General features: G+C 44.9%; 21 protein-coding genes and 1 tRNA gene. 15 read left to right on the forward strand and 7 right to left on the reverse strand.

What is annotated here, in order from left to right:
• The first annotated feature begins 31 nt into the window (after window positions 1–31).
• A complete protein-coding gene (locus HXT44_RS01570; RefSeq protein WP_064621542.1) occupies window positions 32–742 on the forward strand; it encodes an HNH endonuclease family protein in 711 nt (236 codons plus the stop codon).
• 53 nt (window positions 743–795) lie between these two features.
• On the opposite strand, the gene HXT44_RS01575 is transcribed toward HXT44_RS01570, so the two are convergent.
• From HXT44_RS01575 to trxA, 3 genes are all read right to left on the reverse strand, one after another.
• On the reverse strand, window positions 796–2,424 hold the full coding sequence (locus HXT44_RS01575; RefSeq protein WP_076002644.1) for an MDR family MFS transporter: 1,629 nt from the start codon (window positions 2,422–2,424) through the stop codon (window positions 796–798).
• A gap of 163 nt (window positions 2,425–2,587) precedes the next feature.
• Entirely contained in the window at window positions 2,588–3,574 is a 987-nt protein-coding gene (locus HXT44_RS01580; RefSeq protein WP_064621543.1) for a G5 domain-containing protein, read from the reverse strand.
• A 148-nt stretch (window positions 3,575–3,722) separates the two neighbouring features.
• The gene (trxA, locus tag HXT44_RS01585) at window positions 3,723–4,064 is read right to left on the reverse strand and encodes a thioredoxin (RefSeq protein ID WP_012913881.1); all 342 of its coding nucleotides are present in this window, start codon (window positions 4,062–4,064) and stop codon (window positions 3,723–3,725) included.
• 106 nt (window positions 4,065–4,170) lie between these two features.
• On the opposite strand from trxA, the gene serS reads away from it, so the two are divergent.
• Window positions 4,171–5,457 (forward strand): serine--tRNA ligase, encoded by a 1,287-nt coding sequence (gene serS / locus HXT44_RS01590; protein WP_174182657.1) that lies wholly within the window; start codon window positions 4,171–4,173, stop codon window positions 5,455–5,457.
• A gap of 196 nt (window positions 5,458–5,653) precedes the next feature.
• Window positions 5,654–5,738 (forward strand) — tRNA-Ser (locus HXT44_RS01595).
• 366 nt (window positions 5,739–6,104) lie between these two features.
• Here the strand turns inward: HXT44_RS01595 and HXT44_RS01600 are convergent.
• The 4 genes from HXT44_RS01600 to HXT44_RS01615 form a co-directional block, all read right to left on the reverse strand.
• Window positions 6,105–7,418: a hydroxymethylglutaryl-CoA synthase gene (locus HXT44_RS01600; protein ID WP_421782993.1), complete on the reverse strand. Its 1,314-nt coding sequence runs from the start codon at window positions 7,416–7,418 to the stop codon at window positions 6,105–6,107.
• A gap of 24 nt (window positions 7,419–7,442) precedes the next feature.
• Window positions 7,443–8,774, reverse strand: coding sequence for a hydroxymethylglutaryl-CoA reductase, degradative (locus HXT44_RS01605; RefSeq protein WP_421782995.1), 1,332 nt, complete (start codon window positions 8,772–8,774; stop codon window positions 7,443–7,445).
• 86 nt (window positions 8,775–8,860) lie between these two features.
• A complete protein-coding gene (locus tag HXT44_RS01610) occupies window positions 8,861–10,123 on the reverse strand; it encodes an acetyl-CoA C-acyltransferase (protein ID WP_415707418.1) in 1,263 nt (420 codons plus the stop codon).
• 647 nt (window positions 10,124–10,770) lie between these two features.
• Window positions 10,771–11,352, reverse strand: coding sequence for a xanthine phosphoribosyltransferase (locus tag HXT44_RS01615; protein ID WP_004110321.1), 582 nt, complete (start codon window positions 11,350–11,352; stop codon window positions 10,771–10,773).
• A gap of 189 nt (window positions 11,353–11,541) precedes the next feature.
• Between HXT44_RS01615 and HXT44_RS01620 the strand changes: the two genes are divergently transcribed.
• The 12 genes from HXT44_RS01620 (at window position 11,542) to HXT44_RS01675 (ending at window position 24,880) form a co-directional block, all read left to right on the forward strand.
• The gene (locus tag HXT44_RS01620) at window positions 11,542–14,514 is read left to right on the forward strand and encodes an ATP-dependent helicase (RefSeq protein ID WP_421782997.1); all 2,973 of its coding nucleotides are present in this window, start codon (window positions 11,542–11,544) and stop codon (window positions 14,512–14,514) included.
• A gap of 142 nt (window positions 14,515–14,656) precedes the next feature.
• Window positions 14,657–15,070: a DUF4418 family protein gene (locus tag HXT44_RS01625; RefSeq protein ID WP_421782999.1), complete on the forward strand. Its 414-nt coding sequence runs from the start codon at window positions 14,657–14,659 to the stop codon at window positions 15,068–15,070.
• A gap of 38 nt (window positions 15,071–15,108) precedes the next feature.
• Entirely contained in the window at window positions 15,109–16,320 is a 1,212-nt protein-coding gene (locus HXT44_RS01630; RefSeq protein WP_421783001.1) for an FtsX-like permease family protein, read from the forward strand.
• A gap of 2 nt (window positions 16,321–16,322) precedes the next feature.
• Window positions 16,323–17,111 carry an ABC transporter ATP-binding protein gene (locus HXT44_RS01635; protein WP_064621550.1) on the forward strand — a complete coding sequence of 263 codons (789 nt, stop codon included), beginning with the start codon at window positions 16,323–16,325 and terminating at the stop codon, window positions 17,109–17,111.
• 257 nt (window positions 17,112–17,368) lie between these two features.
• Window positions 17,369–17,995: a 30S ribosomal protein S4 gene (rpsD, locus tag HXT44_RS01640; RefSeq protein ID WP_004105277.1), complete on the forward strand. Its 627-nt coding sequence runs from the start codon at window positions 17,369–17,371 to the stop codon at window positions 17,993–17,995.
• A gap of 141 nt (window positions 17,996–18,136) precedes the next feature.
• Window positions 18,137–18,811: a histidine phosphatase family protein gene (locus HXT44_RS01645; protein ID WP_064621551.1), complete on the forward strand. Its 675-nt coding sequence runs from the start codon at window positions 18,137–18,139 to the stop codon at window positions 18,809–18,811.
• Between the two features lie 148 nt (window positions 18,812–18,959).
• Entirely contained in the window at window positions 18,960–19,406 is a 447-nt protein-coding gene (locus HXT44_RS01650; protein WP_004110334.1) for a DUF948 domain-containing protein, read from the forward strand.
• Complete coding sequence (locus tag HXT44_RS01655) at window positions 19,406–19,651, forward strand: hypothetical protein (RefSeq protein WP_064621552.1); 246 nt, start codon at window positions 19,406–19,408, stop codon at window positions 19,649–19,651. The genes HXT44_RS01650 and HXT44_RS01655 overlap by 1 nt, the downstream gene beginning before the upstream one ends.
• Before the next feature lie 206 nt (window positions 19,652–19,857).
• Window positions 19,858–22,542 (forward strand): alanine--tRNA ligase, encoded by a 2,685-nt coding sequence (alaS, locus tag HXT44_RS01660; protein ID WP_064621553.1) that lies wholly within the window; start codon window positions 19,858–19,860, stop codon window positions 22,540–22,542.
• A 54-nt stretch (window positions 22,543–22,596) separates the two neighbouring features.
• Complete coding sequence (ruvX, locus tag HXT44_RS01665) at window positions 22,597–23,055, forward strand: Holliday junction resolvase RuvX (protein ID WP_064621554.1); 459 nt, start codon at window positions 22,597–22,599, stop codon at window positions 23,053–23,055.
• 45 nt (window positions 23,056–23,100) lie between these two features.
• Window positions 23,101–24,291 (forward strand): endolytic transglycosylase MltG, encoded by a 1,191-nt coding sequence (mltG, locus tag HXT44_RS01670; RefSeq protein ID WP_064621555.1) that lies wholly within the window; start codon window positions 23,101–23,103, stop codon window positions 24,289–24,291.
• An 82-nt stretch (window positions 24,292–24,373) separates the two neighbouring features.
• Window positions 24,374–24,880, forward strand: a complete 507-nt coding sequence (locus tag HXT44_RS01675; RefSeq protein ID WP_064621556.1) for a hypothetical protein — start codon at window positions 24,374–24,376, stop codon at window positions 24,878–24,880.
• Window positions 24,881–24,915 lie beyond the last annotated feature (35 nt).

The raw sequence follows: 24,915 nt of genomic DNA on the forward strand, positions 1-24,915 counted from the left end.
AATATGCATAAGTTGAGTTGGGGGACTGAGCATGCGTAATCGTTGTAACAAGAGGCAGTTTCTTGCGCTGTTCTGGATGCTGCTGTTTGCTGTTTTATGTGGGATTGTTATTGGCTTGTTGCTTCCTAAAATAAACAGTAGCGTTGGGAAGATTACAGGAGAATATGAAGCAAGCGGAGAAGCTGCGCAAGCATTGGAAAAATTGCGTATATCTAAGCCTTATCATTACGGGTACGAGCGTCAAGTATTTGGATATCGTACTACTGACGATGACGGTAACGGATGTGACGTTAGGGAAGACGTTTTAGCGCGTGATTTACAAAATGTGAAATACAAGTACGCAGGATCCTGCCAAGTGCGTTTCGGCTTGTTGCATGATCCGTATACTGGCAAAGATATTCACTTCGTGCGTGGGCGAAAAACCAGTGCATTAGTTCAAATAGATCATGTTGTTGCATTACAAAATGCGTGGGAATCTGGAGCGTGGAAATGGAATCGTGCAAAACGATTAAAATTTGGCAACGATATGATGAACCTACTCGCGGTTGAAGGAGCTGCTAATCAAGAAAAAGGTTCCGCGTCCGCAGCTTACTGGCTTCCTTCAAACAAAACCTTCAGGTGCGAATATGTTGCTAGGCAAATAGCTGTTAAGTATAAATATGGTTTAACTGTAACTCGCGAAGAAAAGCAGAGTATGGAAAGCGTATTGCATAACTGTTCTGCACAAAAATTGCCAAAGTAAGGATTTCTCAGTTTGGTATTCGTAAAGCGACTTAGTAAGCGTTTAATAAGCGTTTAGTAATGATTATGAGTGTGATCGTGCATTACGTCGTGATGCTCTGCTGAATGAGGAATATGCAACACGCGCATGCGATCAATAGCTCTACGCGCAAGATTGTGAGCAGAACCCGTGCCTTCGCCCTTGACTCCAAAAATAACGATAAGAGCCATAATTCCTGTAATAATAGCACTAATGCGCAAAGTCCATTGAACTCCGAAAATACTAGCAGCAACATCGGCAGCGTGACCTGTGCCAGAATGGTGAAGAGTTGTCAATACTGTCATTGTAACTACTAAAACAGGTGCTCCAATAGCTCCCCAAAGCTGACGCATAGTATTAGTTACAGCCGAACCATCGCCAAGTTCTTCCTTATGCAAACAATTAAGCGACCACGTAGTTATTGGCATAAGCAAGAATCCCATGCCAATTTGGCGAGTAAACTGCCAAATGGAAATCCACCAAATCCACGTATCCATGTCAATAAGACTCATCATTACAGTGCCAAAAAACAGAATAATAGAGCCTGCCATAGCAACTGGGCGCACTCCAAAGCGATCTAGCATACGACCACCAAAATACTGCGAAATAGCCATGCCGAACGCTCCAGGAAGCAGAATTAAGCCGCTCATAGTTGCTGAAAAACCACGATCAGACTGAATATAAAGCGGAATAAGTACCATAATTGAGCTGAAAGCAAAAAATGTAAGGCAAGCGCAAATAGTACCTACCATAAAGTAGCGGTTTTTAAGCACATTAAGACCAAGAAGAGGAGTGTGACCGCGTTTTTGCGCTCGCAACTGCCTTGTAACAAACCAAGCAATTCCAAAAGCGCCAATAATCATAGGAGCCCAAGATAATGGGTGTGAAATTCCGCATCCTTCAATATTAGTGAATCCAAACATGAGCCCGCCGAAGCCAATAACCGAAAGGCCAACCGAGAAGAAATCAGCATGCGCGTTAAGATCGTGTTCTCCAAAATTATGCAAGAAAAATACTGCCAAAACGACGGATATTGCTCCGATAATAGTAAGAGAGCAGAAAATAGAACGCCATCCATTAATATCAGTTTGCAAACCGCCAATAGTAGGACCGATTGCTGGAGCAATACTCATAGCCATGCCAACGCTTCCCATTGCCATACCTCTGCGAGTAACAGGGTAGACGGAGAATACGGTAATTTGTAAAACAGGCCACATTACGCCAGTGCCAATAGCTTCAAGAGTTCGACCAACAAGTGCCATCATAAAGTCGTTACTAAGCCATGCAAGTACAGATCCAAAAGTAAAAAGCGACATGGAAGTAATAACAATTTGGCGAGTAGAAAAGCGTCTTGTTAAAAATGCTGTAAGTGGAACCATAATTGCCATAATCAGCTGGAAAATAGAAGTAAGCCACTGACCAGTTGTGACGCTTATACCAAATTCTTGAACTATTGTTGGCAATGCTGCAGTAAGTTGTAATTGTGCGAAATTGCCGATAAATGTAATAAACGTAAGAATAGCGAGAGAAATTAAAGCAGGACGTGTAAGACGATTGTTATTGTATGCTTCTTCGCCTGTTAGTGCATGACTGAGATTTTGGCTTTTATGAGACAGCCATGTTGAGTGCGTTAAAATAAAACATCCTTTTTTGTTCTTAAACATAGTTTTTCTTAAGCGTATTTTTAAGCATAGGTGGCAAAAGTCAATCGACTTAAGTCTATTCTCTTATCTATTACAACAAAAATTGCAAAACTTAATTTACGCAAAACAAAAGTTATTTAAAAATTTATTTTGCGCAAAACAATGATATTTAGACTGATTCTAATCAGTAGCTGTGGTAGGAAAGCCAATGATTGTAAGCGCCTTGAATGGAGCCATAACGACCATTGCAATAATTCCAGAACCAGCGGAGCTGCGTTTGATAGTTAGTTGCCCAATCAGCGCCAGCAGAAGCCATTTTTCCGCCTGGCAAAGCTTGAGGTAAACCGTAGGCCCCAGAAGGATTCATTGCGTTTACGCGCCAACCGGACTCATGAGAAATAATAAATACTGTTGCAGTAAAATCAGCTTCACTATAACCGTTAGAGATAAGCCAGTCGTGAGCCCATTGTTGCATCTCGCCAGCAGGAACAGTCGTACCGATAGAAGCAGTTAAGCCAATTCCGGCAGAAGAGCCGCCAGTTCCAACAAGAATAACCTTATCTTTTGGAGCTTTTTTAACATAAGAAGCAAAAATATTAGAGGAAACTATTTTTCCCTTAGCTCGAGTAACTATTTTTGCTGTTTCCATTACGCCGTTAGCGCCTTCACTTTGCACCTTCTCAGTACCTTTTGGAAGTGCAGCAGTTTCCTTTTTGACGACGTTAAACGCGATTGGGTCGTCGGAATTTTCTAATTTTGCGCCTGCGCGATTAATCGTAATAACAGTTGATTCGCTGACTTTAGTTGTAAGAGATGGAGTAACAACATCGTGTGGCTCAAGAGTGATATCTCCAGCATCAAGAACGGATTTTACATCAGTGAAATTAGTGCCCAAAACAGTACGATGATGACCATTTATAACAACGTTAATATATGAAGTCGCGCCATTATGCAACATACTACGGCTAGCACTACGAGAAACTTGCGAAGAATCGGTTGCTGAATAAGAAGTAACCTGAACAGCGTGACCTTTAGACGAAGCGTAAAAATCTCGCGAGGCAAAACCAAGTATCACCAAAGCAACGAAGCCCAAAATAACCGCGCTAACTCTAGCCCACTGTCGTAAACTGAGTGAACCAAGCGTAACAGTATGCTTACGGTGACTGGTCATAACCCTCCTTATTTCTGCAATTACTCTATTGATACTTGCAAACGCTCGCAACGTAGACTAATAAAACATGAGAAACATGCGTTAAAGTGTATGTGCAAAACGTATATGCAAAACCTCACGTATTATATCTCATGGCATAGTCTATAAATCAGGATTCAGAATCATCAGATTCGTAAGATTTAGCTTGTTCAACCAAATCTTCCAAATCAGAAGCTAGTAATGCTCCAGCTTGTCTATAAATAACTTCGCCGCGCTTAATAACCATTACTGTTGGAACAGCTTGGATTTGAGCAGCTGCAGCAATCTCGTTGCTTTTGTCAATATCAACTTTTACGAAAGGAATTTCGGGATATTTTTCACTGACCTTCTCAAAAATAGGACCAAAAGATCTGCATGGACCGCACCATGTTGCCCAAAAATCAACAACAACTATTTCATTTGTCGAAGCAATCTTCTCAAAATTTTCTGTAGTAGCATGTATTGCTGCCATATTACCCCCTCGATATTTTGCGTATTTGCTTTATTGTACGTGCCGCCTTGCATAAAGTTGCCGATAGTGCGCTTATCTGTCGTCTTGCGGCACTAGGCTAGGAGTCATGCTTGATATCCAATTTATTCGTGAACATGCCGACGTAGTTAAGGAATCGCAGCGCAAGCGCGGTGAATCCGTTGAGCTCGTCGATGAAGTATTGCGCAGCGATGATTTGCGCCGAACCGCTCTTAAGGCTTTTGAAGAAGCTCGCGCCGAGCAGAAAGCTATTGGTAAGAAGGTTGCAACAGCTAGCGCGGAGGAAAAGGCTGCGCTTATTGCCGAAACTAAAGAATTAGCTTCGAAAGTTGCGGAATACAAAGCTGAATCCGAAAAAGCTACTGCCGACTACACTACGGCAATGTGGCAGCTTTCTAACATCGTTGAAGATGAAGCTCCAGAAGGCGGAGAAGACGACTATGTTGTAGTTAAGAAGGTTGGTACGCCTCGCGATTTTGCAGCTGAAGGTTTTGAGCCAAAGGATCATTTGACTCTTGGAACTGGCGTTGCTGGAATTGATATGCGTCGCGGCGTGAAGGTTGCAGGATCTCGCTTCTACTTCTTGCGCGGTGCTGTGGCTCGCTTGCAAATCGCAATGCTTACTATGGCTGTTGATCAAGCCGAAGAGCACGGTTTTACGCTTGCGATTACGCCAACGCTTGTTCGTCCAGAAGTAATGCGCGGAACTGGCTTCTTGAATTCTCACGCGGACGAGATTTACCGTTTGCGCGAACCAGATGATCAGTATTTGGTCGGTACTTCCGAGGTTGCTTTGGCTGGCATGCACGAGGATGAGATTCTTGACTTAAGCAATGGTGCTTTGCGTTATTGCGGTTGGTCGAGCTGCTACCGTCGTGAGGCTGGTGCTGCTGGAAAGGATACTTCCGGTATTATTCGTGTGCATCAGTTCGATAAGGTTGAGATGTTCGTTTATTGCAAGCAGGAAGATTCTCGCGCTGAGCATCAAAAGTTGCTCGGTATGGAGCAGGAAATGCTTGCTAAGGTGGAAGTGCCTTACCGCATTATTGATACTGCTGCAGGTGACCTTGGTTCTTCTGCCGCTCGTAAGTTTGATTGTGAAGCTTGGGTTCCAACGCAAGGACGTTACCGTGAGCTTACTTCTACTTCTAACTGCACTGAGTATCAGGCTCGCCGATTGAATGTGCGCGAACGTATGGAAGATGGCGGAACTCGCCCAGTTAGTACGCTTAACGGCACTTTGGCTACTACTCGCTGGCTTGTGGCTATTTTGGAAAATCATCAGCATGAAGATGGTTCGATTGATATTCCAAAGGCAATGCAGGCTTATATGGGTGGCAAGGAAGTGATTGAGCCGACGAAGTGGGAAGCATGAGTTTACTCGTGCACAAACACGGCGTTTGTTTCAAAAAACCGTTTAATTAGCTACAAAGCCCGGGAAATTGCCTGGGCTTTATTTTTTAGTTGATAAGCTTTTTGAATCTGGGTGTTGTGTGTTGTGTTCTATACGTGATGATATGCTTACCACTTGTGCGTTGAAAGCGGCAATTTGATTGCTTTCGTGCGCAAATGGATGGGTGTCCGAGCGGTCTAAGGAGACGGTCTTGAAAACCGTTGTAGGGAAACCTACCGCGAGTTCGAATCTCGCCTCATCCGCGAATTAACTAAGCCTAAAGCATGTGAAATTGCTTTAGGCTTTTTTAATTCGCTGAGCTTGCTCAGGGTTGGAAGCACAGTGTGCTTCCAACGCAAGCGAGGTCTTTCTGTGTCAATAAAGACGCAGAAAGTGTGGGCTAGTGTGTTTAACGCAGTGTGTCAGGTTTGTGTTGCTGCATTTCGCGCTTGAAGCTTTTTTATTCTGCCGAGCTTTCACTGAAAGTGCGCTGCACTTTTAGTGAAAGCTCGGTCTGTCTTCGTCTCGATTGACGGGAAAGGGCGTGAAGGTGGCGGAAAGTTTGCAGTCGTGTAAAGGAAGGGTCGTTTGCGAGCGAGAATCCGATCGAAACGTGCGCTCGCTAGATTTTAGCGCGCGGAGTAGTGACGCTCTTGCGATGTGATGTCATCCAGGAAGAAGCTTGCACCTTCGCGGCAAGACGTGCTGCTTTCGAAATCTTCCGGAGCGTAAGGCGCAACGCTTTCAAACATCTCCTCGTAATCAGCAACGCTTAAATGCACGCGCGAATCAAGCATATCCGCATGCTCGCGCGCAAACAGCGCATCTCTAAATCTTGGCGCAATCGTGCCGCTGAAAAATTCACCAACAGCGCCGGAACCATAAGAAAATAGTCCAATCTTATCGCCGCTTTTAAGTGCAGTAAGATCACTATTTTCGCAAGTAAATTCGTCTAACTCAAGTAAAGACAGCAATCCCAAATACAGGGAACCCGTATAGATGTTGCCTACACGACGGCTGTACTTCGTGCTGGTTTCGTAGCGCGAAAGTAAGCGATTGCGCGACGACTCGCTTAGGTTGCTATTATCGCAAGAATCAGAGCAAGAATTTGCGCAAGAATCCATCGCAGCCTTAAGTGCTTTCAAACCCATTTTCGTATATGGCAAATGGAAGCACAATCCGGCGAAATCGTTGAAATTGCAATCGTTTTGCGCGCAATACTTTTGCCAAACTTCGCAGAAAAATTGTATGTATTGCTCGGTTGAAAACTTGCCGCGAGCAAGAGCGGTGTCTTGGTAAACAGGTCGCCAAAAGTCCTGAATATCCGCGGATTTTACAACGCTGTCGTCGTTAATTTTAAGCACGTGCGGATTCGCGCTCACAAGCATTGCCACAGCCCCAGCGCCTTGCGTAACTTCGCCAGGGGTAGCAAGCCCGTAGCGCGCAATATCGGCTGCAATAACAAGCACTTGCGGATTTTTTTCTGCGTGCGCGCGAACGTAATCGCATGCCATCATCAAAGCTGCCGTTCCGCCGTAGCAAGCCTCTTTTACTTCAATAGAGCGCACCCACGGCGTGAGTTTTAGCAAATTTTGAACGTATAGCGCGCTGGATTTACTTGCGTCGACGCCGCTTTCTGTGCCGACGATGAGCATTTTGAGGCGATTGCTATCGATGTATGGTAGTAGTGGGAGTGCGGCTTGCGTGGCGAGAGTGACGATGTCTTGGTGATTTGGTGGCACGGATTGTTCGCTTTGACCGATTCCGATTGTGAATTTGTTAGGGTCGATTCCGCGGTGTTCCGCCAATTCTTCGAGGTTTAGGTAATAGTGCGGCGTTGCGAAGGAGATGCGGTCGATGCCGACGGCAAGGGGAGTGGTTGTTGTGGTTGCGGCTGTGTTGGCTGCTGCGGTTGCTGATATTTCGATATTTTGTGTGCTCATTTGTCCTAAAACCCCTAAATTTTCTTAATTTTTACTTGATTCTCGTAACTTTTGAAGTAATTGTGTAACTTTTTCTGTAGTTCTTTCTGCAGGGCTAAGTTGCAAAATATTATGCGTGATTTCTGTGATTTCCGCACCTTTGGCACCTGCTGCAATTGCTAGGTTTGAAGACTGCAATGCCATGTGACCTGCTTGAATTCCAGGGCCTGCTAGTGCACGAAGAGCCGCAAGATTTTGCACCAAACCGAGCGCGGCAAGCGTATTTCTAAAGTCGTTTGCGTTTTTGTATTTGCCGATTTTGATCGCGAGTTTTGCCATTGGAAGCGATGAGATTGAGCCGCCGACAATGCCGATCTGTAGCGGAATTTCAATACTGCCGTGGAGTATGGTTTTTCCGTTTAAAGTTTCGGTGTTCCACTTTGACAGTGGTAGGTAGCGACCGGAGCGCGCCGCCCACGCGTGTGCTGCCGATTCTAGCGCTCGCGTATCATTCCCGGACGCGAGCGCGGCTCCTGCGATTCCGTTTAGGATTCCTTTGTTGTGCGTGGCGGCGCGTGCAGGGTCGCTGGCGGCAAGCGCGCTCAATGCCGCGATTCGGCGCGCAAGGCACTTTCCCTCGCGCTCTCGTTCAGAGTCTTCCAGCCGCCTGGATGCTAGTGCTTCAACCGGTATATGCACTTCTGCTGTGCTGGCAACGCGGCTGGTGTTCGTGAGTATTGCAACTAGCGCCTGCACGCCGAGCCAGCTTTCCAGCTGGGCTTTGACGGCTTCGCCCATAGTGTTCACTGTGTTTGCGCCCATTGCGTCGCATGTGTCTACGTCAATCTCGAGCTTTGCGAAGCCGTGCAAAGCTGAAGCGCGGCATTTTCGCGCGCCGCCACCCCTTTTACTCATTGATGGGTGTGACTCGTTTGCGATGCGCAACAGTTCTGCAACCTTTTCTTTATCTTCAACGATTCTGCTCAAACGCGCCGCCACGCTCCCGTCAGCGTCCTCAAAAGCTATTTGCGCTGTAGTCACGTATTGTGGCGAGTTTGCTACAATGCAACCTTCAATGCTTGCTGCAGCAATCCGCGCCCCATTGCACGCAGCTGCAATCACGGATGGCTCCTCAGTTGCAACCAGCACGTCACGCACTTCGCTGTTCACAATCAGCCCACGCACAACGCCAACCGGCAGCGTATACTTTCCAATTTGATGCTCAATCATATGATTTGCAACGTCTGTAGAAATTGTAGTATCGGAACTTTCCGCAAACTGTTTAAGCAAAAATGCTGCCTCAGCCTTGTTAATTGCGCCCTCATTTTGCAAGGTTTTTATGCGATTTTCCACGCTTAATTCACGAAAAGCAGCCATCGAAATCACCTCATGATTTGTAGACTACGAATGCTTCTGATCGCTTTGCATTCTGACTTGGTTGTTTGCATTCTGACTTTATTGTTTTACATTCTGGCTTGATTGTTTCGCATTCTAATTTGCATAGAAACGCCGATTCCGCCGCCGACGCACAGCGCAGCAACTCCATTTAACTTATTGCTATCTCGCAAAGCGTATATAAGCGTCGTCAAAATCCTCGCTCCGCTAGCGCCAAGCGGATGTCCGAGTGCAATTGCTCCACCGCGTACGTTGAGTTTTGACTCGTCAATATGAAGTTGCTCCGAAACAGCAATGCTTTGCGCTGCAAACGCTTCGTTTATTTCGAATAAGTCAATGTTGTCAACGTTGCTGCCGGTCGCATTTAGCATGCGTTCCATTACATGTTTTGGAGCGTATCCCATTAAATCTGGGTCGATTCCGCCTTCTGCGAATCCCACAATTTGCGCAAGATATTCAATTCCGTGCGCTTGCGCGTAATCTTTGCTCATAAGCACTAGAGCTGCAGCTCCGTCGTTAATTCCGCTTGCGTTTCCTGCAGTTACAGTCGATTCGTGCTTGCAAACTTCGTTTTCGCCAACTTCGCGCTTGTCAACTTCGCAAGTCGCGTCCGCAGTTTCTTCCGACGCTTTAAAAAGCGTGCGCAATTTCGACAACTGCTCTAAAGACGTATCTTCGCGAGGATGCTCGTCGCGAGTTATAACAGTTCCGTTTGCAAGCGTTACTGGCACAATTTCAGAAGCAAAATCGCCTCTTTTAATAGCGGCAACAGCTTTTTGGTGAGATTTAAGTGCAAAAATATCTTGTGCTTCGCGAGTGATACCAAATTTTGCTGCAACATTTTCTGCAGTAACGCCCATTGCGTCGCCAGTAAAAGCGTCGTTTAAGCCGTCTCGTTGCAAACCGTCAATAAGCGCAAAATTCCCGTATTTGTGTCCGCTAAATCGCGAATTAGTTGCGTAAAACGGTACGTTGCTCATGCTTTCAGTGCCGCCTGCAACAACAACTTGCGCATCTCCCATAACGATTGCGGATTGTGCTAAGCGCACTGCTTTTAAGCCGGATCCGCATACTTCGTTAATTGTCATTGCGCAGCTAGAAGTATCTAATCCTGCTTTTAACGCAATTTGGCGAGCAACGTTTTGTCCGCTGCTTGCTTGTAATACGTTTCCAAAAATAGCTTGATCCACGTCGTGTGAGCTAATTCTAGCGCGTTCTATTGCTGCTTTTGCTGCGATTGTTCCTAAATCAACTGAGGAAAGCGAAGATAAGCTGCCGCCGAATTTGCCAATAGGCGTACGTACAGCGCTTGCAATCACCACTTCAGTCATATGTTTAGCCACCTAATCAATTGTTTGTTGCAATACGTGTTGAAGTATACCAACCGGACTACTTTATCGTATTTTTCGACAAAATTACCATTTGCGAAAAATTTTTCTCGTTTCCTTCACAATTAAGCGTGCTTCAATGAGTTTGCGCTTCCGAATCCGGCATAAACTTCACAGCCGCGTAAATTAAGAGTCGTATTTCTCCCAAACCTTCTGAAGCTTTGCAGTAATGCTCTGCAAACGTTGATTTACTACTGTCCAAAGAACGCTAACATCCGTGCTACTGCACACGTCACACCGGGCACAAATACCACACACCCCACCGCAGCTTAATTTCGTGACTTTAGTTGCACGAATACCAGTGTGGTAGAGATTTGAGATTTTTCGCACTGAGCGAAGGACGCTCGCGCAGCGCTTTGACCGAGCTTGAAATCATTGGGATTTCAAGCTCGGTCAAAGCGTGATTTGGCTCAATTGTGAAGCACGGTGTGCTTCACATGCCAAATCAGCCTCACGGCTACCAATAGCCGTGAGGAATAAGCTCGCTACGAAACTCGCGTTGGAAGTCCACTGGACTTCCAACTTTAGCGAGTTTCCGCTCCGAGTTACTTTCGCGCGCTACGCTCTAAGCGCGAAAGCAGGTCGGAGCGCTACTTACGGAACGAAATCGAGCCGTCAACAGGATCCATCGCGTCAACAATCGCCAGCGAATCCAAGTCATATCCGGCTTCACGAAGCGCATCTCCACCACCTTGGAAGCCCTTTTCGATAGCGATTCCAATGCCGGCAACGCTAGCTCCAGCATGATTGCAAATGTCGATTAATCCTTGCAAAGCTTTGCCGTTCGCCAAAAAATCATCCAAAATAAGCACGCGATCTTCCGCACTTAAATACTTACGTGACACAATCACCGGAAACTCGCGCTGCTTTGTAAAAGAAAATACCGTAGATACGTATTGGTCGCCATCGAGATTAATTGACTGAGCTTTCTTTGCAAAAACTACAGGAACTCCGCCAAAATGACGTGCTGCAACACATGCAATTCCAATACCAGAAGCTTCAATCGTAAGAATCTTAGTAATATTTGCGTCGCGGAAATGCTCAGCCCAAGCGGCTCCCATATGATCAAATAAATTCACATCGCACTGGTGGTTCAAAAAAGCGTCTACTTTTAATACATTGCCTGGTTTTACGATACCATCTTGGAGAATGCGTTCTTCCAGTTCTTGCACGATGCGCCCCTTCTTACGAACAATTACATTGCAGTACGCTCAAGCATACCCAAGTTCGTGACACAATACGAGTAAAAACGACTGCAGCATGTGGTAAACCTGATTAAATACGTGCGCAATTAAAACGTGGGGGCGTTTTATTGCTGAAGCTAAAACGTAGGTAATTGGCAGCATTAATGGAGTACAAGTATGAGCGTAAGTATGGGCGCAAGTATGAATGCAAATATGAGTGCAAAAGATAGCGATTACGGATATGTAAGTGATTTGTTGGGGAATCCAGTTGATTCGTTCGATTCTGACGATCGTTTTTACGAGAATGTTGCGGATGTGAATGATTATGCCAACTACAGTTACGACGAGTATGCTGACGCTTACGCTAAAGAGCCTGATTTTACGCAGCAAGAATATGCGTCTGATCAAGAATCAGTGCCTCCTCAAGAAGAAGTGCCTTCCCAACAAGAAGCTCTTGCCCAACAAGAACTGCTTCCTCAAGAATCTCAAGAATATTCCCAAAATTTCGCACATTCTAGAGTTGCAGTTGACGCGCAAAAACTACTCGACGGCTTAAATCCGCAACAATCTCAAGCAGTCCAGTACGACGGACCGGCACTGCTTATTGGAGCAGGAGCTGGAAGCGGCAAAACGCGAGTTCTTACGCGAAGAATAGCTTGGATATTAAGCCAAAAAGGTGCCTGGCCAAGCCAAATTCTTGCCATCACTTTTACAAACAAAGCAGCTGCCGAAATGCGTGAACGTTTAAGCAAACTTATTGGTAGCGAAGCAAATACTATGTGGGTTTCGACGTTCCACTCTGCATGTGTGAAAATACTTCGCAGATCAGGACAGTATATTGGCTTAAAATCAGGCTTTTCTATTTACGATACTTCCGATTGCGAGCGATTAGTAAAAATTATTGCAACAGAGCTTAACGTTGATATTAAGCGTTTTACGCCACGCAGCATTTTGGGCAAGATTTCGGATTGCAAAAATAGTTTAATCACTTGGCGTGAGCAACTAGACATGTATGCTAACGATTACAAGCCTGGTGTTGCAGGTCAACAAATTGCGCACGCTGGCAATTCTGAAGCTGTTTACGCAACTATTTATGCGGAATATCAGCATCGTTTATCTCAAGCAAATGCGGTTGATTTTGACGATTTAATTATGCGAACTGTGCAACTCATGCGCGAAGTACCAGAAGCTGCGCAATATTACCGCCATAAGTTCCGCTATATTCTTGTAGACGAGTACCAGGATACGAATCACGCTCAATACGAGCTTATTCGCGAGCTTGCTGGAGTGGATGTAAAGCAAAATAGTGCAAATCCATCTCAGCAAAATAACACTCCTGCATCAATCACAGTTGTAGGTGACTCCGACCAGTCGATTTACGCTTTCCGCGGAGCAGATATTCGCAATATTCAAGACTTTGAAAAAGATTTTCCAAACGCTACAACTATTATGCTTGAGCAAAATTATCGCTCTACGCAAACTATTTTGGATGCTGCAAATGCAGTTATTTCGCATAATCAAGGACGAAAGCCTAAAAAATTGTGGACGGCACTAGGTAAGGGCGCTCCAATTACTGGTTATGCAGCAGACAGTGCTCAACAGGAAGCAGCTTGGGTTGCGCAAGAAATAGCGCGATTAGCAGGTGAAGAGGGCGTTGCTTATTCGGATATGGCGATTATGTATCGCGCTAATGCACAGTCTCGTTCGCTGGAAGATGCGCTCGTTAAAGCAGGTCTTCCGTATCAGCTTGTTGGTGGCACGAAGTTTTACGAGCGTCGCGAAGTAAAAGATGCGCTCGCATACTTGCAATCTATGGCAAACCCAGATGACGATGTGAATATGCGTCGAATTTTGAATGTGCCTAAGCGTGGGCTTGGAGCGCGTGCGGAGGCTTTGTTAACGCTTTATGCTCAAACACAAGGAGTTAGCTTCTGGCAAGCCTTGGAGCATTTGGAGTCAATCGAAGGTATGCCAACTCGCACTGCAACCAAGCTTAAAGAGTTCCGCGAGCTTATGCACAACTTAATTACGTGTATGCAAAACAATGACTCGAAACCTTCTAAAGTTATTGACAGCATACTGAACGACAGTGGTTTGCTGGAGGATTTGCAACGTTCTGAAGATCCTCAAGATGCCGCTCGCGTGGATAATTTGTCGCAATTGCAGTCGGTTGCAGCTGAGTATGAGCAGAATACGCCGGATGCTAGTGTTGCTGGTTTCCTTGAAACGACGGCGCTTGTGGCTGATTCGGATCAATTGCCGGATGAAAATGAGGACACTGGTAAAGTTACGTTGATGACGCTTCACACGGCTAAGGGTTTGGAGTATCCGGTTGTGTTCCTAACTGGCATGGAGCAGGGAACTTTTCCGCATTCTCGCGCTTTGGAAGACGATGGCGAGCTTTGCGAGGAGCGTCGTCTTGCTTATGTTGGTATTACGCGAGCTAAGCAGCGTTTGTATGTTACGCGTGCTGCTGTTCGTGCGCAATGGGGGCAGGCTCAAGATATGCTTCCAAGCCAGTTTTTGGATGAGATTCCAGATAATTTGATTGATTGGAAGCGCAGAGAGTCTGATGTTGAGCGTTGGGGTGCTTCGTCTAGACGCGGCGATGATTTCGATAGCGATTTTGATAGTGATTTTGGCGGCGATTTTGATAGCGACTTCGGCGGCTGGGATGACGATTATAGCGATGCGTTTAGTGAAAAAACAACTTATGGTGGAAGCAGTTACAGTTCTGAAAAATCGCATGGCTCTAAGTCTTACGGAAGAAATAAATCGTATGGCTCGAGTTCTTACGGATCTTCTTACGGAAAGTCTTATAGCAAGTCTTATGGCTCTTCTTACGGATCTTCTTATTCTAAATCGAATTGGTCTAAGTCAAGTGCAGTAAAAACGCGCAAAGTTACCGCAAAAACTGCGGCTTCAACAAGCGCAACAAAAGTTGGTTCAACTTCCTCAGTTATGAATAAAGACAATCATCTAAATATTCAAGACTTCCAAGTTGGCGACAAAATTACTCACGATACTTACGGCTTAGGAACCGTGCTAGCAACGCAAGATAAGGGCAGAAACTCAATTATTACAGTCGATTTCGGCTCCGATGGAGTAAAGCGACTAATGCTTAGAGTTGCACCAATCGAGAAATTATAAAATCTTCTATTTATGCACTTTAATGTAAGATAAATTTTTAACAAGGACGTGGCATTCGCGGGTGTGGGTGCCGGGAAGCGTGTTGCATTAACGAAAATGTGACACTAAAAAATAAAAACATACATTTCATGAGGTATAAATGATGAAAAACAAATTATTCGCATCAATTCCTGCAATTATTTTCGGCTTGCTTATTGCCATTGCGCCATTGACGTTTGCAAAGCCATGCTCAACCGGAGGCATGCACAAAATGCATATGATGATGCAACCTATGGCATGCTACTACACAGGTCGTGCAGCTGTTGGAATTGGCTTAGTTATTGCAGTACTTGGAATTATTGCGCTATTTGTTAAAGAAAATGTTCGCATTGGTTTAAATATTGCTGTAGTTGTGAATGCTTTGCTTATGCTTGTTGTTACAACATTCCTTATTGGCGTGTGCAAGAGCCCAATGATGCATTGTGCATCAGTTATGCGCCCAACGCTGATTGTTCTGTCTGTACTCGCATTGGTGTTCGCAGCTGTTTCCGTGTATTTGGATAATAAAGAAGATTAATAGTTCAAATAGTTCAAAAAGCTTACTAAAGCAAAATTATGCGCACTATTACGCTAAAGCGATTGCCGCTGGAAAATCTTAAACGCAAGCCATTGCGCACTGCTGCACTTATTGTTGTATCTGCGTGCTTGTCTGCAATATTTTTCGGCGGCTCGCTGATTTCTATGAATCTTGAACGCGGCTTGAACAGTATGCGAGAACGTATGGGAGCCGATATTATGGTTATCCCTCAAGGTACGCACACTAAGGCAGAAGCGTTGCTTACAAACAGTGGTTCAAGCACTTTTTATTTCACTAACGATATTGAGAATTTAGTAAGACGCTCTCCGGGTGTGCAAAAGGCGAGTGCACAAACGTATATTTCTTCGCTTTCTGCAGGATGTTGCGCTGAAAAATTGCAAATTATTGGTTTTGATCCCGATTCTGATTTTGTTATAGGTCCTTGGATTTATTCTCAACATAAGCAGAAGTTACAAAAAGGCGAGATAATTGCTGGCGCAAATGTAATCGTGTCTTATATGAATACTGTTCGTCTTTTTGGACACCAATGGCCTGTAGCTGCACAGCTTGCAAAAACCGGCACAAGCATTGATAATTCAGTGTTTGTGCGACGCGAAAGTGTGCCGCAAGTAGTTGAGTATTCAACGAAAGTAGGGCACACTGCTATTCCAAAGGAATATGCTAAAAAAGCAGTTTCTGCAGTACTTGTAAAAGTACAAAAGGGTTACAGCGCGCAAGAAGTTGCAAAAAATATTCGCAAAACAACTGGTCTTTCAAGCATTGGCATAGTTTTTCCGGGCGGAATTACAGCAACTACGCAAGCTAATCTTGGTGTTTTTACTCGCACGTTGACTTTTATAATTGCTGCGTGCTGGCTAGTTGGATTGCTAGTTTTAGTTGCAGTGTTTTCAACATCTGTAAACGAACGCAAAAAAGAGTTTGCTTCTCTTCGCATACTTGGCACAACAAGAAATATGCTTTTAGGCGTTGTCGTTAGGGAATCTGCGATACTTGGCTTAGTTGGTGGAGTATTGGGTGTTGCGTCTGCAAGTCTTATATTGTTCCCTTACAGTTCTCTTATTTCTGAACAATTGCAGCTTCCGTATTTGGAAGTGACTGCGCTACCAGTAGCAGTGCTTATGTTAGCGTCTGTGCTACTTGCGCTTGTTGCAGTTGTTGTAGCTTCAGCGCTTACCACATTGCGCATTGCTATGCGCGAAACGTATTTGACACTTAGGTCAGGTGAGTAAGTATGGAAGATAAGAGTCAAAAACTGCCAAGTAATGAGTTTGATATTTTACCTGTTGTTGAGCTTACTCGTGTAACTCGCGAATTTATGCGCAGAAAACACAAATTTTTTGCAGTAAATAACGTGAGTTTTGCGCTAAATAGCGGCGATTTTGTGGCAATCGTTGGAAAGTCAGGTAATGGAAAATCTACTTTACTAAATTTGATTGCTGGGTTATTGAAGCCAACGCATGGAAGTGTAAAAGTTTGCGGCGAAGAGATTTCTGAACGCACTTTTAGTGATGCAAAAATGTCTCGTTTGCGCGCATGTGATATAGGTTTTGTGACGCAATCGCAGACGCTTTTACAAAATCTTACTGTGCATGACAACATACTTTTACCTGTGCAAATTGCAGCTAGTGCTTGTGAAGTAAGTAAGTCTGGAATAAGTAAGGCTGAAGTAAGTAAGGCTGAAGTAAGTAAGTCTGAAGTAAGCGAAGATTTAAACGAGACTCGCGCGTTAGAACTTTGCAAGCAATTGCATATTGAAGATTTACTGTGGTGCTACCCAAATGAGCTTTCGGGTGGTGAAATGCGTCGCGTAATGATTGTGCGCGCGCTAATAAACAATCCAAAGCTTCTTATTCTTGACGAGCCTACTGGCGATTTGGATGTAGAGCATACTCGCATAGTTGTGAAAATGTTGCGCGAGGCTGCAAAAAATGGTGTGGCAGTGCTCATGGTAACTCACGATGTTGAGGCTGCTCGATGTGCGGATCGCAAATACACAATGGATGCTGGCTCCCTTCGCTAATTTATTCTTACGGGTGTGTAGAATCAGAAACGATGCCTATTTTGTGTAAGCATCATCTGGAGCCTTAGCCCATCAGTGGGTCGGCGCGCGGTAGTTATGGCGTTATTTCAACGTTTTAATACTTACGCGTTCGTGTGTTAGCACGAAGAAGCACTGGAGAGGCCGGCTCAGCGTGAGTAATTTTTAAGTATTTTAACGAATGCTTAAAATTTTGGCTCACGTTCCGTTCAGATAACGACAGAATTAAAGGATTAGTTATGACTAATATTCAGCGTTCTCGCCGTCAGGTGCGTCTTTCTCGCGCCCTCGGCATCGCTTTAACCCCAAAGGCTCAGCGTATCTTCGAGAAGCGTCCATATGCTCCAGGTGAGCACGGTCGCACTCGTCGTCGCACCGAGTCCGATTACGCAGTACGTCTTCGCGAGAAGCAGCGTCTTCGCGCTCAGTACGGCATCTCCGAGAAGCAGCTTCGTGCTGCTTACGAGAAGGGTACGCACACTGCAGGCCAGACCGGTGACGCAATGCTCACCGATTTGGAAACTCGTCTTGATGCTTTGGTTTTGCGTGCAGGCTTTGCTCGCACCACCGCCCAGGCTCGTCAGTTTGTTGTACATCGTCATATTTTGGTTGATGGCAATCTTGTCGATCGCCCATCTTACCGTGTGAAGCCAGGTCAGACCATTCAGGTTCGTGCCAAGAGCCAGACCATGGTTCCATTCCAGATGGCTGCAGAAGGCGTTCATCGCGACGTTTTGCCAGCAGTTCCTGGTTACCTCGATGTGAATCTTGCCTCTTTGAAGGCTACTTTGACTCGTAAGCCGGAAGTCGATCAGATTCCAGTTGAAGTCAACATTCAGTACGTCGTCGAATACTACGCTCGTTAATTCGCCGATTTAATTCTTAAGGACATACCGCTTGACCCCTGTTGCGCATTCGCGTGGCAGGGGTCAATGCGTTTTTGTCGATTTCATCGGTTTGTTTGGTGTTTTCGACAGTTATGTACCGCGTAGTGCAATAATGGAGTTATGTTGCTGCATCTTTATTTAGTGCGTCACGGTCAGACGCTATTTAATCGCTATAATCGACTGCAAGGCTGGTCAAATTCTCCACTTACTGAAAAAGGTTTGAAAGATGCGGACACGGCCGCAAAAAAGCTAGAAAATATTGCTTTTGCTGCAGCTTATTGTTCGGATACTACTCGTGCGCAAATCACAGCACAACGTATTCTCGATGCAAATGAATCTGCCGGTAACGTGCGCCCGACGCTTGTAAGCGACATGCATTTTCGCGAGCAATGTTACGGCTATTTTGAAGGTCAAGATATGCAAATGGCTTGGTGGGCTGCAGGAGCACCTCACGGAGCTCACACTTATAACGAAATCGTTGAAAAATTTGGGCTTGCAGCCACTCGTGACATGCTTAAAGAAGCGGATCCTTTCCACGATGCCGAGTCAGATATCGAATATTGGACTCGCGTAGAAGACGGTTTTGCGTTAATCGCTTCAAATTCTTTGCTTAACGATGGAGATAATGTTTTGCAAATTTCGCATGGCAACACTTTGCTAAGTCTTATGCACCGTTTTGCGCCTGCAGGTTACGATTTAAGCGAGCGCCCGGCAAACGGAAGCGTAACTAGGCTCGATTTTGACACTACTAAACCTATTGATAACGCTATTACTATCCAAGGCTACAACGAGTAGATTCTACTTTTTAACTTTGTTATATGCGTCGTTACCGTTCGTTAGTCTTAAGTCATTGCGAATGGTTTTAACTGTAGTCTGATTTGCTATTGTATTAGCTTTCAGCGCGGTGAAGTCTTAAGCAAAAATGGTACAGAAAGAGGTTACGATGAGCGTTGGAGACATAGCTGCTCTTATTGCCGCGATTGCGTTTACTGTGCTTTCGGGTTTTTTGATTTATCCGCTAATTAGATTGGGCAAGTTGTTCGATCAGATTGCGAAAACTGTCAAAGAGTCGGGTGAGCATGCGATGCCTGCAATTGACGAGTCTGTGACGACGATTAAGCAAGTTAATAAGACTCTTGACGATGTAAACGCTGTTTCAGGAGCTACGCGCACAACTGTTACGAATATTGGTGCTCTTACTGATTTGTATGGTGCTTTCCTTGGAAAACCGCTCGTAAAAATTGCAGCTGCCGGTTACGCTCTAAAAGATACTGTTTCTTCTTTCTTCAATAAGCCGACTGTGCCAACAGACAAGAATAGTGCCAATAGTAACGCTTCAAAAGAATCCTCTGATAAGAATGCAACTAAGAATGCAAGCAGGGGGGAGTAATGTTCAAGCGTTTATTTTGGATGTTTGTTGGCATTGTAATTGGTGTTCTTACAGTTACGAAGGCTCGTGCATATGTTAAAGCAAAAATGCCGTCTTCTGCTAGTCGTTTTATATTTGATAAGGAACCGAAAAATATCACATTGCGCACAGTAATGGGATTGTTTAAAGATTTCAATACTAGCCGTAAAGAGCATGAAGCTGAGCTTAATTCTCGTTATGCTAATCGTAGAAATAGGGAATTTTAAATAAAAAACGAGTTTTTCATAATTTCGTTACTTTGCTAAGTTTAGTTAAGTTAAGTATTGAAGTACTATATTGAATGTTTGCATGATTGCGTCGTGCGTCATGCGGCACGATTTCGTGTGAGCGTTGCATGTGGCTTTTGTTTGTGACGGTTATTTGTGACAGTTTGCGTGGGTCTTGCTAAAAATTACACAAGGAGTTCGTACGTATGCGCACAGCAGAAATTGCAAAGCGTTATCTTGACTATTTTGCTAAGAATGGTCATATGGTTGTTCCTTCGGCTTCTCTTATTTCGCCGAACCCAACAACATTGTTTACTATTGCCGGCATGGTGCCGTTTATTCCTTACTTGCTTGGTGAGCAGACGCCTCCTTCGCGTCGTATGGCTTCGAATCAGAAGTGCGTTCGCACTCTAGATATTGACGAAGTTGGTAAGACTACTCGTCACGGCACCTTCTTCCAGATGGTTGGTAACTTCTCGTTTGGCGATTATTTTAAAGAGGAAGCTATTCACTACGCTTGGGAGCTTTTGACAACTCCTCAAGATAAGGGCGGCTACGGTTTCGACCCAGAAAAGCTTTGGGTTACTACTTATACTGACGACGATGAAGCCCGCGCAATTTGGAAGAACGAAGGCTTCGACCCAGAGCATATGCAAGTTTTCGGTATGGAAGATAACTTCTGGACTACCGGCGGCCCTGGTCCTGGCGGCCCATGCTCTGAAATCTACGTGGATCGCGGTCCTAAATATGGTCGTGACGGCGGTCCTGCTGCCGACGAATCTCGTTTTATTGAGATTTGGGATTTGGTTTTTGAAAATTACCAGGTAGATAACGTCAAATCTAAGACTGATTTGCATATTGCTGGCGAACTCGATCAAAAGAATATTGATACAGGCGCTGGTTTGGAGCGTTTGGCTTACCTTATGCAAGGCAAGGAAAACATTTACGAAACCGATGAAGTTTACCCAGTTATTGAAGCGGCAGAAAAGCTTAGTGGCGTAAAGTATGGCAGCAACGCTGATGCGGATGTTCGTTTCCGCGTTGTAGCAGATCACGTGCGTTCCGCTTTGATGATTATGAGCGATGGCGTGCGTCCAAGCAATGTTGGCCGCGGATACGTGCTTCGCCGTCTTCTTCGCAGAACTGTTCGCGCAATGCGTATGCTTGGCGTGCAAGATCCAGTTTTGCCAACCTTGTTCCCAGTTTCTAAGTCTGCTATGGAGCCAAGCTATCCGGAGCTTAACGATACTTTCCACGAGGTTAGCGAAGCTGCTTACGGTGAAGAGGATGCTTTCCGTCGCACTCTTGAAAAGGGCACGACTATTCTCGATTTTGCTGTTGAAAAAGCTAAGAAAGAGAAAAGTGACGACCCTATAGTTGGCGGCGCAGACGCGTTTACTTTGCACGATACTTACGGCTTCCCAATTGAGCTTACTCTTGAGATGGCAGCTGAGCAGGGTGTCAAGGTCGACGAAGCTAAGTTCCGCGAGCTTATGAGCGAGCAGAAAGGTCGCGCTCGCGCTGATGCTTTGAAGAAGCGCCACAACGTGGACGTTAGCGTTTACGACGATATTAAGAAGGCTCTTGAAAAGCCAATTGACTTCCTTGGCTACACTGACTTCTCCAGCCGTTCTAACGTTTTGGCAATTGTTGAAGCAGGTAAGGGCTCTGTTAAAAGCGTTAGCGCTCCTGCAAACGTTGAGATTATTCTCGACCGCACGCCATTCTACGCTGAGCGCGGCGGTCAGATTGCTGACCAGGGTGAGATTATTTCCGACGACGGCGCAATTTTGGAAGTTGACGACGTTCAGCGTCCAATCAAGGATTTGATTGTTCACAGCTGCCGTTTGACTGAAGGAACGCTTAACGTTGGCGCTCCTGTAAACACGAATATTGACCAGGTTCGCAGGGCTGCTTTGGCACGTTCTCACACCGCTACTCATACTCTTCACAAGGCTTTGCGAGAAGAGCTTGGTCCTCAGGCAACTCAGCGCGGTTCCGTGGTTGATCCAGACCGCTTGCGCTTCGACTTCCAGTGGCCAAAGGCTGTTGATAAGGATGCGCTTTCTCGCGTTGAAGCTCGCGTAAACGAGCGTATTCGCGACGATTTGCAGGTTGTTCCTAAGGAAATGCCAATCGACGATGCTTTTAAGCTTGGAGCAATGCACTTGTTCGGCGAAAAGTACGGCGATGTTGTGCGCGTGGTTGAAATCGGCGACGGTTGGAGCCGCGAGCTTTGCGGTGGCACTCACGCTAAGAGCACCGGAAAGATTGGTATGGTTACAATTCTTTCCGAGTCTTCTATTGGCTCTGGCGTTCGCCGTATTGACGCTCTTTGCGGCGAGGCAGCGTACGAGTATGGCGCCCGCGAGCACACTTTGGTTGCGCAATTAGCAGACATGGTTAATGCTCGCCCAGACGAGTTAGCTGAACGTTTGGAATCTTTGCTTAACAAGATGAAGGATTCTGATCGTAAGCTTGCTTCTGTTTACGAAGCTCAATTAAATGAAGCTGTACCAACATTAGTTGATGAAGCAAAGAATAGTAACGAAAAAGTTAAGTTGGCTCTTAAGAATGTTGGCAACTTTGGCTCATTCGATGCTTTGCGCAAGACAGTCCTAGATATTCGTGCTCGTTTAGGTGAAGATGCTCCAGTGGTTGTTGCACTTGCTGGTGTTAATGAAGACGATCGACCAATGATTGCAGTAGCTACAAACGAAGCTGCTCGCGGTCTTGGCGCTAAGGCTGGCGACTTGGTTCGTACTGCTTCCAAGGTGCTTGGTGGCGGCGGTGGCGGCAAGCCAGACTTCGCTCAGGGCGGTGGTACAGATGCTTCTAAGCTTGATGAAGCTCTCGAAGCTGCGAAATCAGAAGTAGCTAAGCTCGCCTAGTGCGTGTTTTACAGCTTAAAAATTTACGAATCTATACCAAAAGCAACACGAAATATGGTGTGGTTAGGTATTGATTTAGGTGACGCAAGGGTCGGACTTGCACTTTCCGACCCTGGTCTCACCTTTGCACATCCTATTGGTAATGTGCAAGTGTTTGGAGATTCCTTCCATGCTATAGATGAAGTGCTTGAAGTTATTGAAGATAACAATGTAGAAAAAGTTGTTATAGGCTTGCCTTTGCAACTCGATGGCACTGAAGGAAAATCTGCTAAAAAAGCTCTGCGCTGGGGGAAGAATCTAATAAAACGCATGCAAATATTGCATGACGAAAAAGATTGGACGTTGGATTATATGCCAGAAGTAGTTTGGAAAGATGAGCGTCTGACAACAGTAAGTGCTCATCGTCAGCTTTTGCAAGCGGATCTTTCTACTAAAAAGCATCGTCCAATGGTAGATCAGCAGTCGGCAGTGTTGATTTTGCAGTCTGCGCTTGACGCAAATAATGCAGAGTAGTTTTGAAAATCGAGTAAAAGCAGAAATAGCGAAGAGGAGAATAGCGTGTCTGACAATTTTGATGAATTTTTTGACAAACATGCAAAGTGGACTGAGCATGATGGCGAGCTGTCGTCAGAATCATCTAATTCTTCTAAATACAAGTCTTCGACTGTTAGCTCCAGAAAACGTGCTAAAGCTCGTCTTGAAGCAAAAAAACGCAGGCGTAGAGCAAAAGTCGTTTTATCTATTCTGCTCGTATTCGTATTAGCTGTTGTTGGATATTTTGGATACAGTGCGGTTCGCGCGTGGAAATTATCTCAAAATAGCGAGTCGGTTGCAGACTGGCCAGGTCCAGGCTTTGGAACGGTTGAGTTTACTATTGACACCGGCGAGGGTGCTATTAGCGTTGCCAACAAATTAGTTAAGGCAAATGTTGTTAAATCGCAAGCTGCATTCACTTCAGCTGTTTCTGCAAATAATAAAATTTTGTATCCTGGCGTTTACTCACTGAAAAAACATATGGCTGCTATTGATGTAGTTGATATTCTTTCAGATCAAACAAAAGCAGGCGGATTCCTTGAAGTTCGTGCAGGGGATCACGCAGCAGACGTTTTGCAAAAAGCTTCAACATTATCTGGAATAAGTTTAGATAAATTCAAGGCTGCGTTAGCTGATGGTGCTGCAGGAATTCTGCCTGCTGAAGCAAACGGTAGTGTTGAAGGCTGGCTAGAGCCTGGAGTTTATAACGTAAAAGCTATGAAAAGTGCGGATGCTATTCTTTCCGCAATGGTAAAAAAGCGTATTGAAAAACTTGATTCTCTTGGAATTCCTAAAGGTAAAGATAGAGAAAAAGCCTTAATTATGGCGTCTATTGCCGAAGCTGAAGTGAATAATCGCGAATATTATGGCAAAGTTATTCGCGTAATACTGAACCGTTTGGCAAAAGATATGTCGTTAGGAATGGATTCTACTGTTGGTTACGGCGCAGGAGTAAAACCTATTAAACTCACGCAAGCAATGCTTGACGATGCAAATAATCCGTATAATACACGTATTCATAAGGGTTTGACCCCTACGCCTATTGGCATTGCTGGCGACAGCGCGTTGCTTGCAACCATTAAGCCTCAAGATGGTCCATGGCTTTACTTCGTCACCACGAATTTGAAAACTGGTGAAACGAAGTTTGCGGATAACAAAGACGACTTTTTGAAATTCCGCGACGAGTACAAGCGCAACAATCCTGAAGGCAACTAAACTGTTAAATAAAAATATAGCTTTTAACCACATATATGTTTTGAGGTTGTAACAGTTTCGCAAGTTTTCGTAATCTGCTTTAATGAAGCAATTAATTATTACGATACTATCGGTGCTGCCAACGCTCACATGTTTAATTTCAGTTTGCGCAACAGACATAAAAAGTCGCGTAGTGCCAAGACTTTGGGTTGTTATTGCAGGAATTTTTCAATCTTTTGCGAATCTCATATATTCGATTATTTTGTTTAGAAATATTAGCGTGCTTATTTTCGGCTGGATTTCTTGCGTAATTATTTTTGCAATTTACTGGAGTATACGAAAAATTTCCGCAAAAAATGCTATTGGTTTCGGAGATGTTACGAGCGCGTCAATGATTGCGCAAGCCTTGGTATTATTCGGCTTTTACTGCTTAATTTACTGGTTCGCTTTAGTTGGAGCAGTTGGCTTACTTTGGCTTTTGCTATGGAAAATTTACTGCAAAATCTGCTCGCCAATCAACGCATCAATACCATTCGTACCAGTAGAAGCAATATCTGCAATACTCGCAGCATTGCTGTCAATAACAACCTGCTCAATACTTGGTAGTTAGTAGAGTAAAGTATTTAGACGCGTAAATTACTTGAG

The organism is Gardnerella sp. DNF01198P (assembly GCF_049244165.1).
Lineage (GTDB): Bacteria > Actinomycetota > Actinomycetes > Actinomycetales > Bifidobacteriaceae > Bifidobacterium > Bifidobacterium swidsinskii.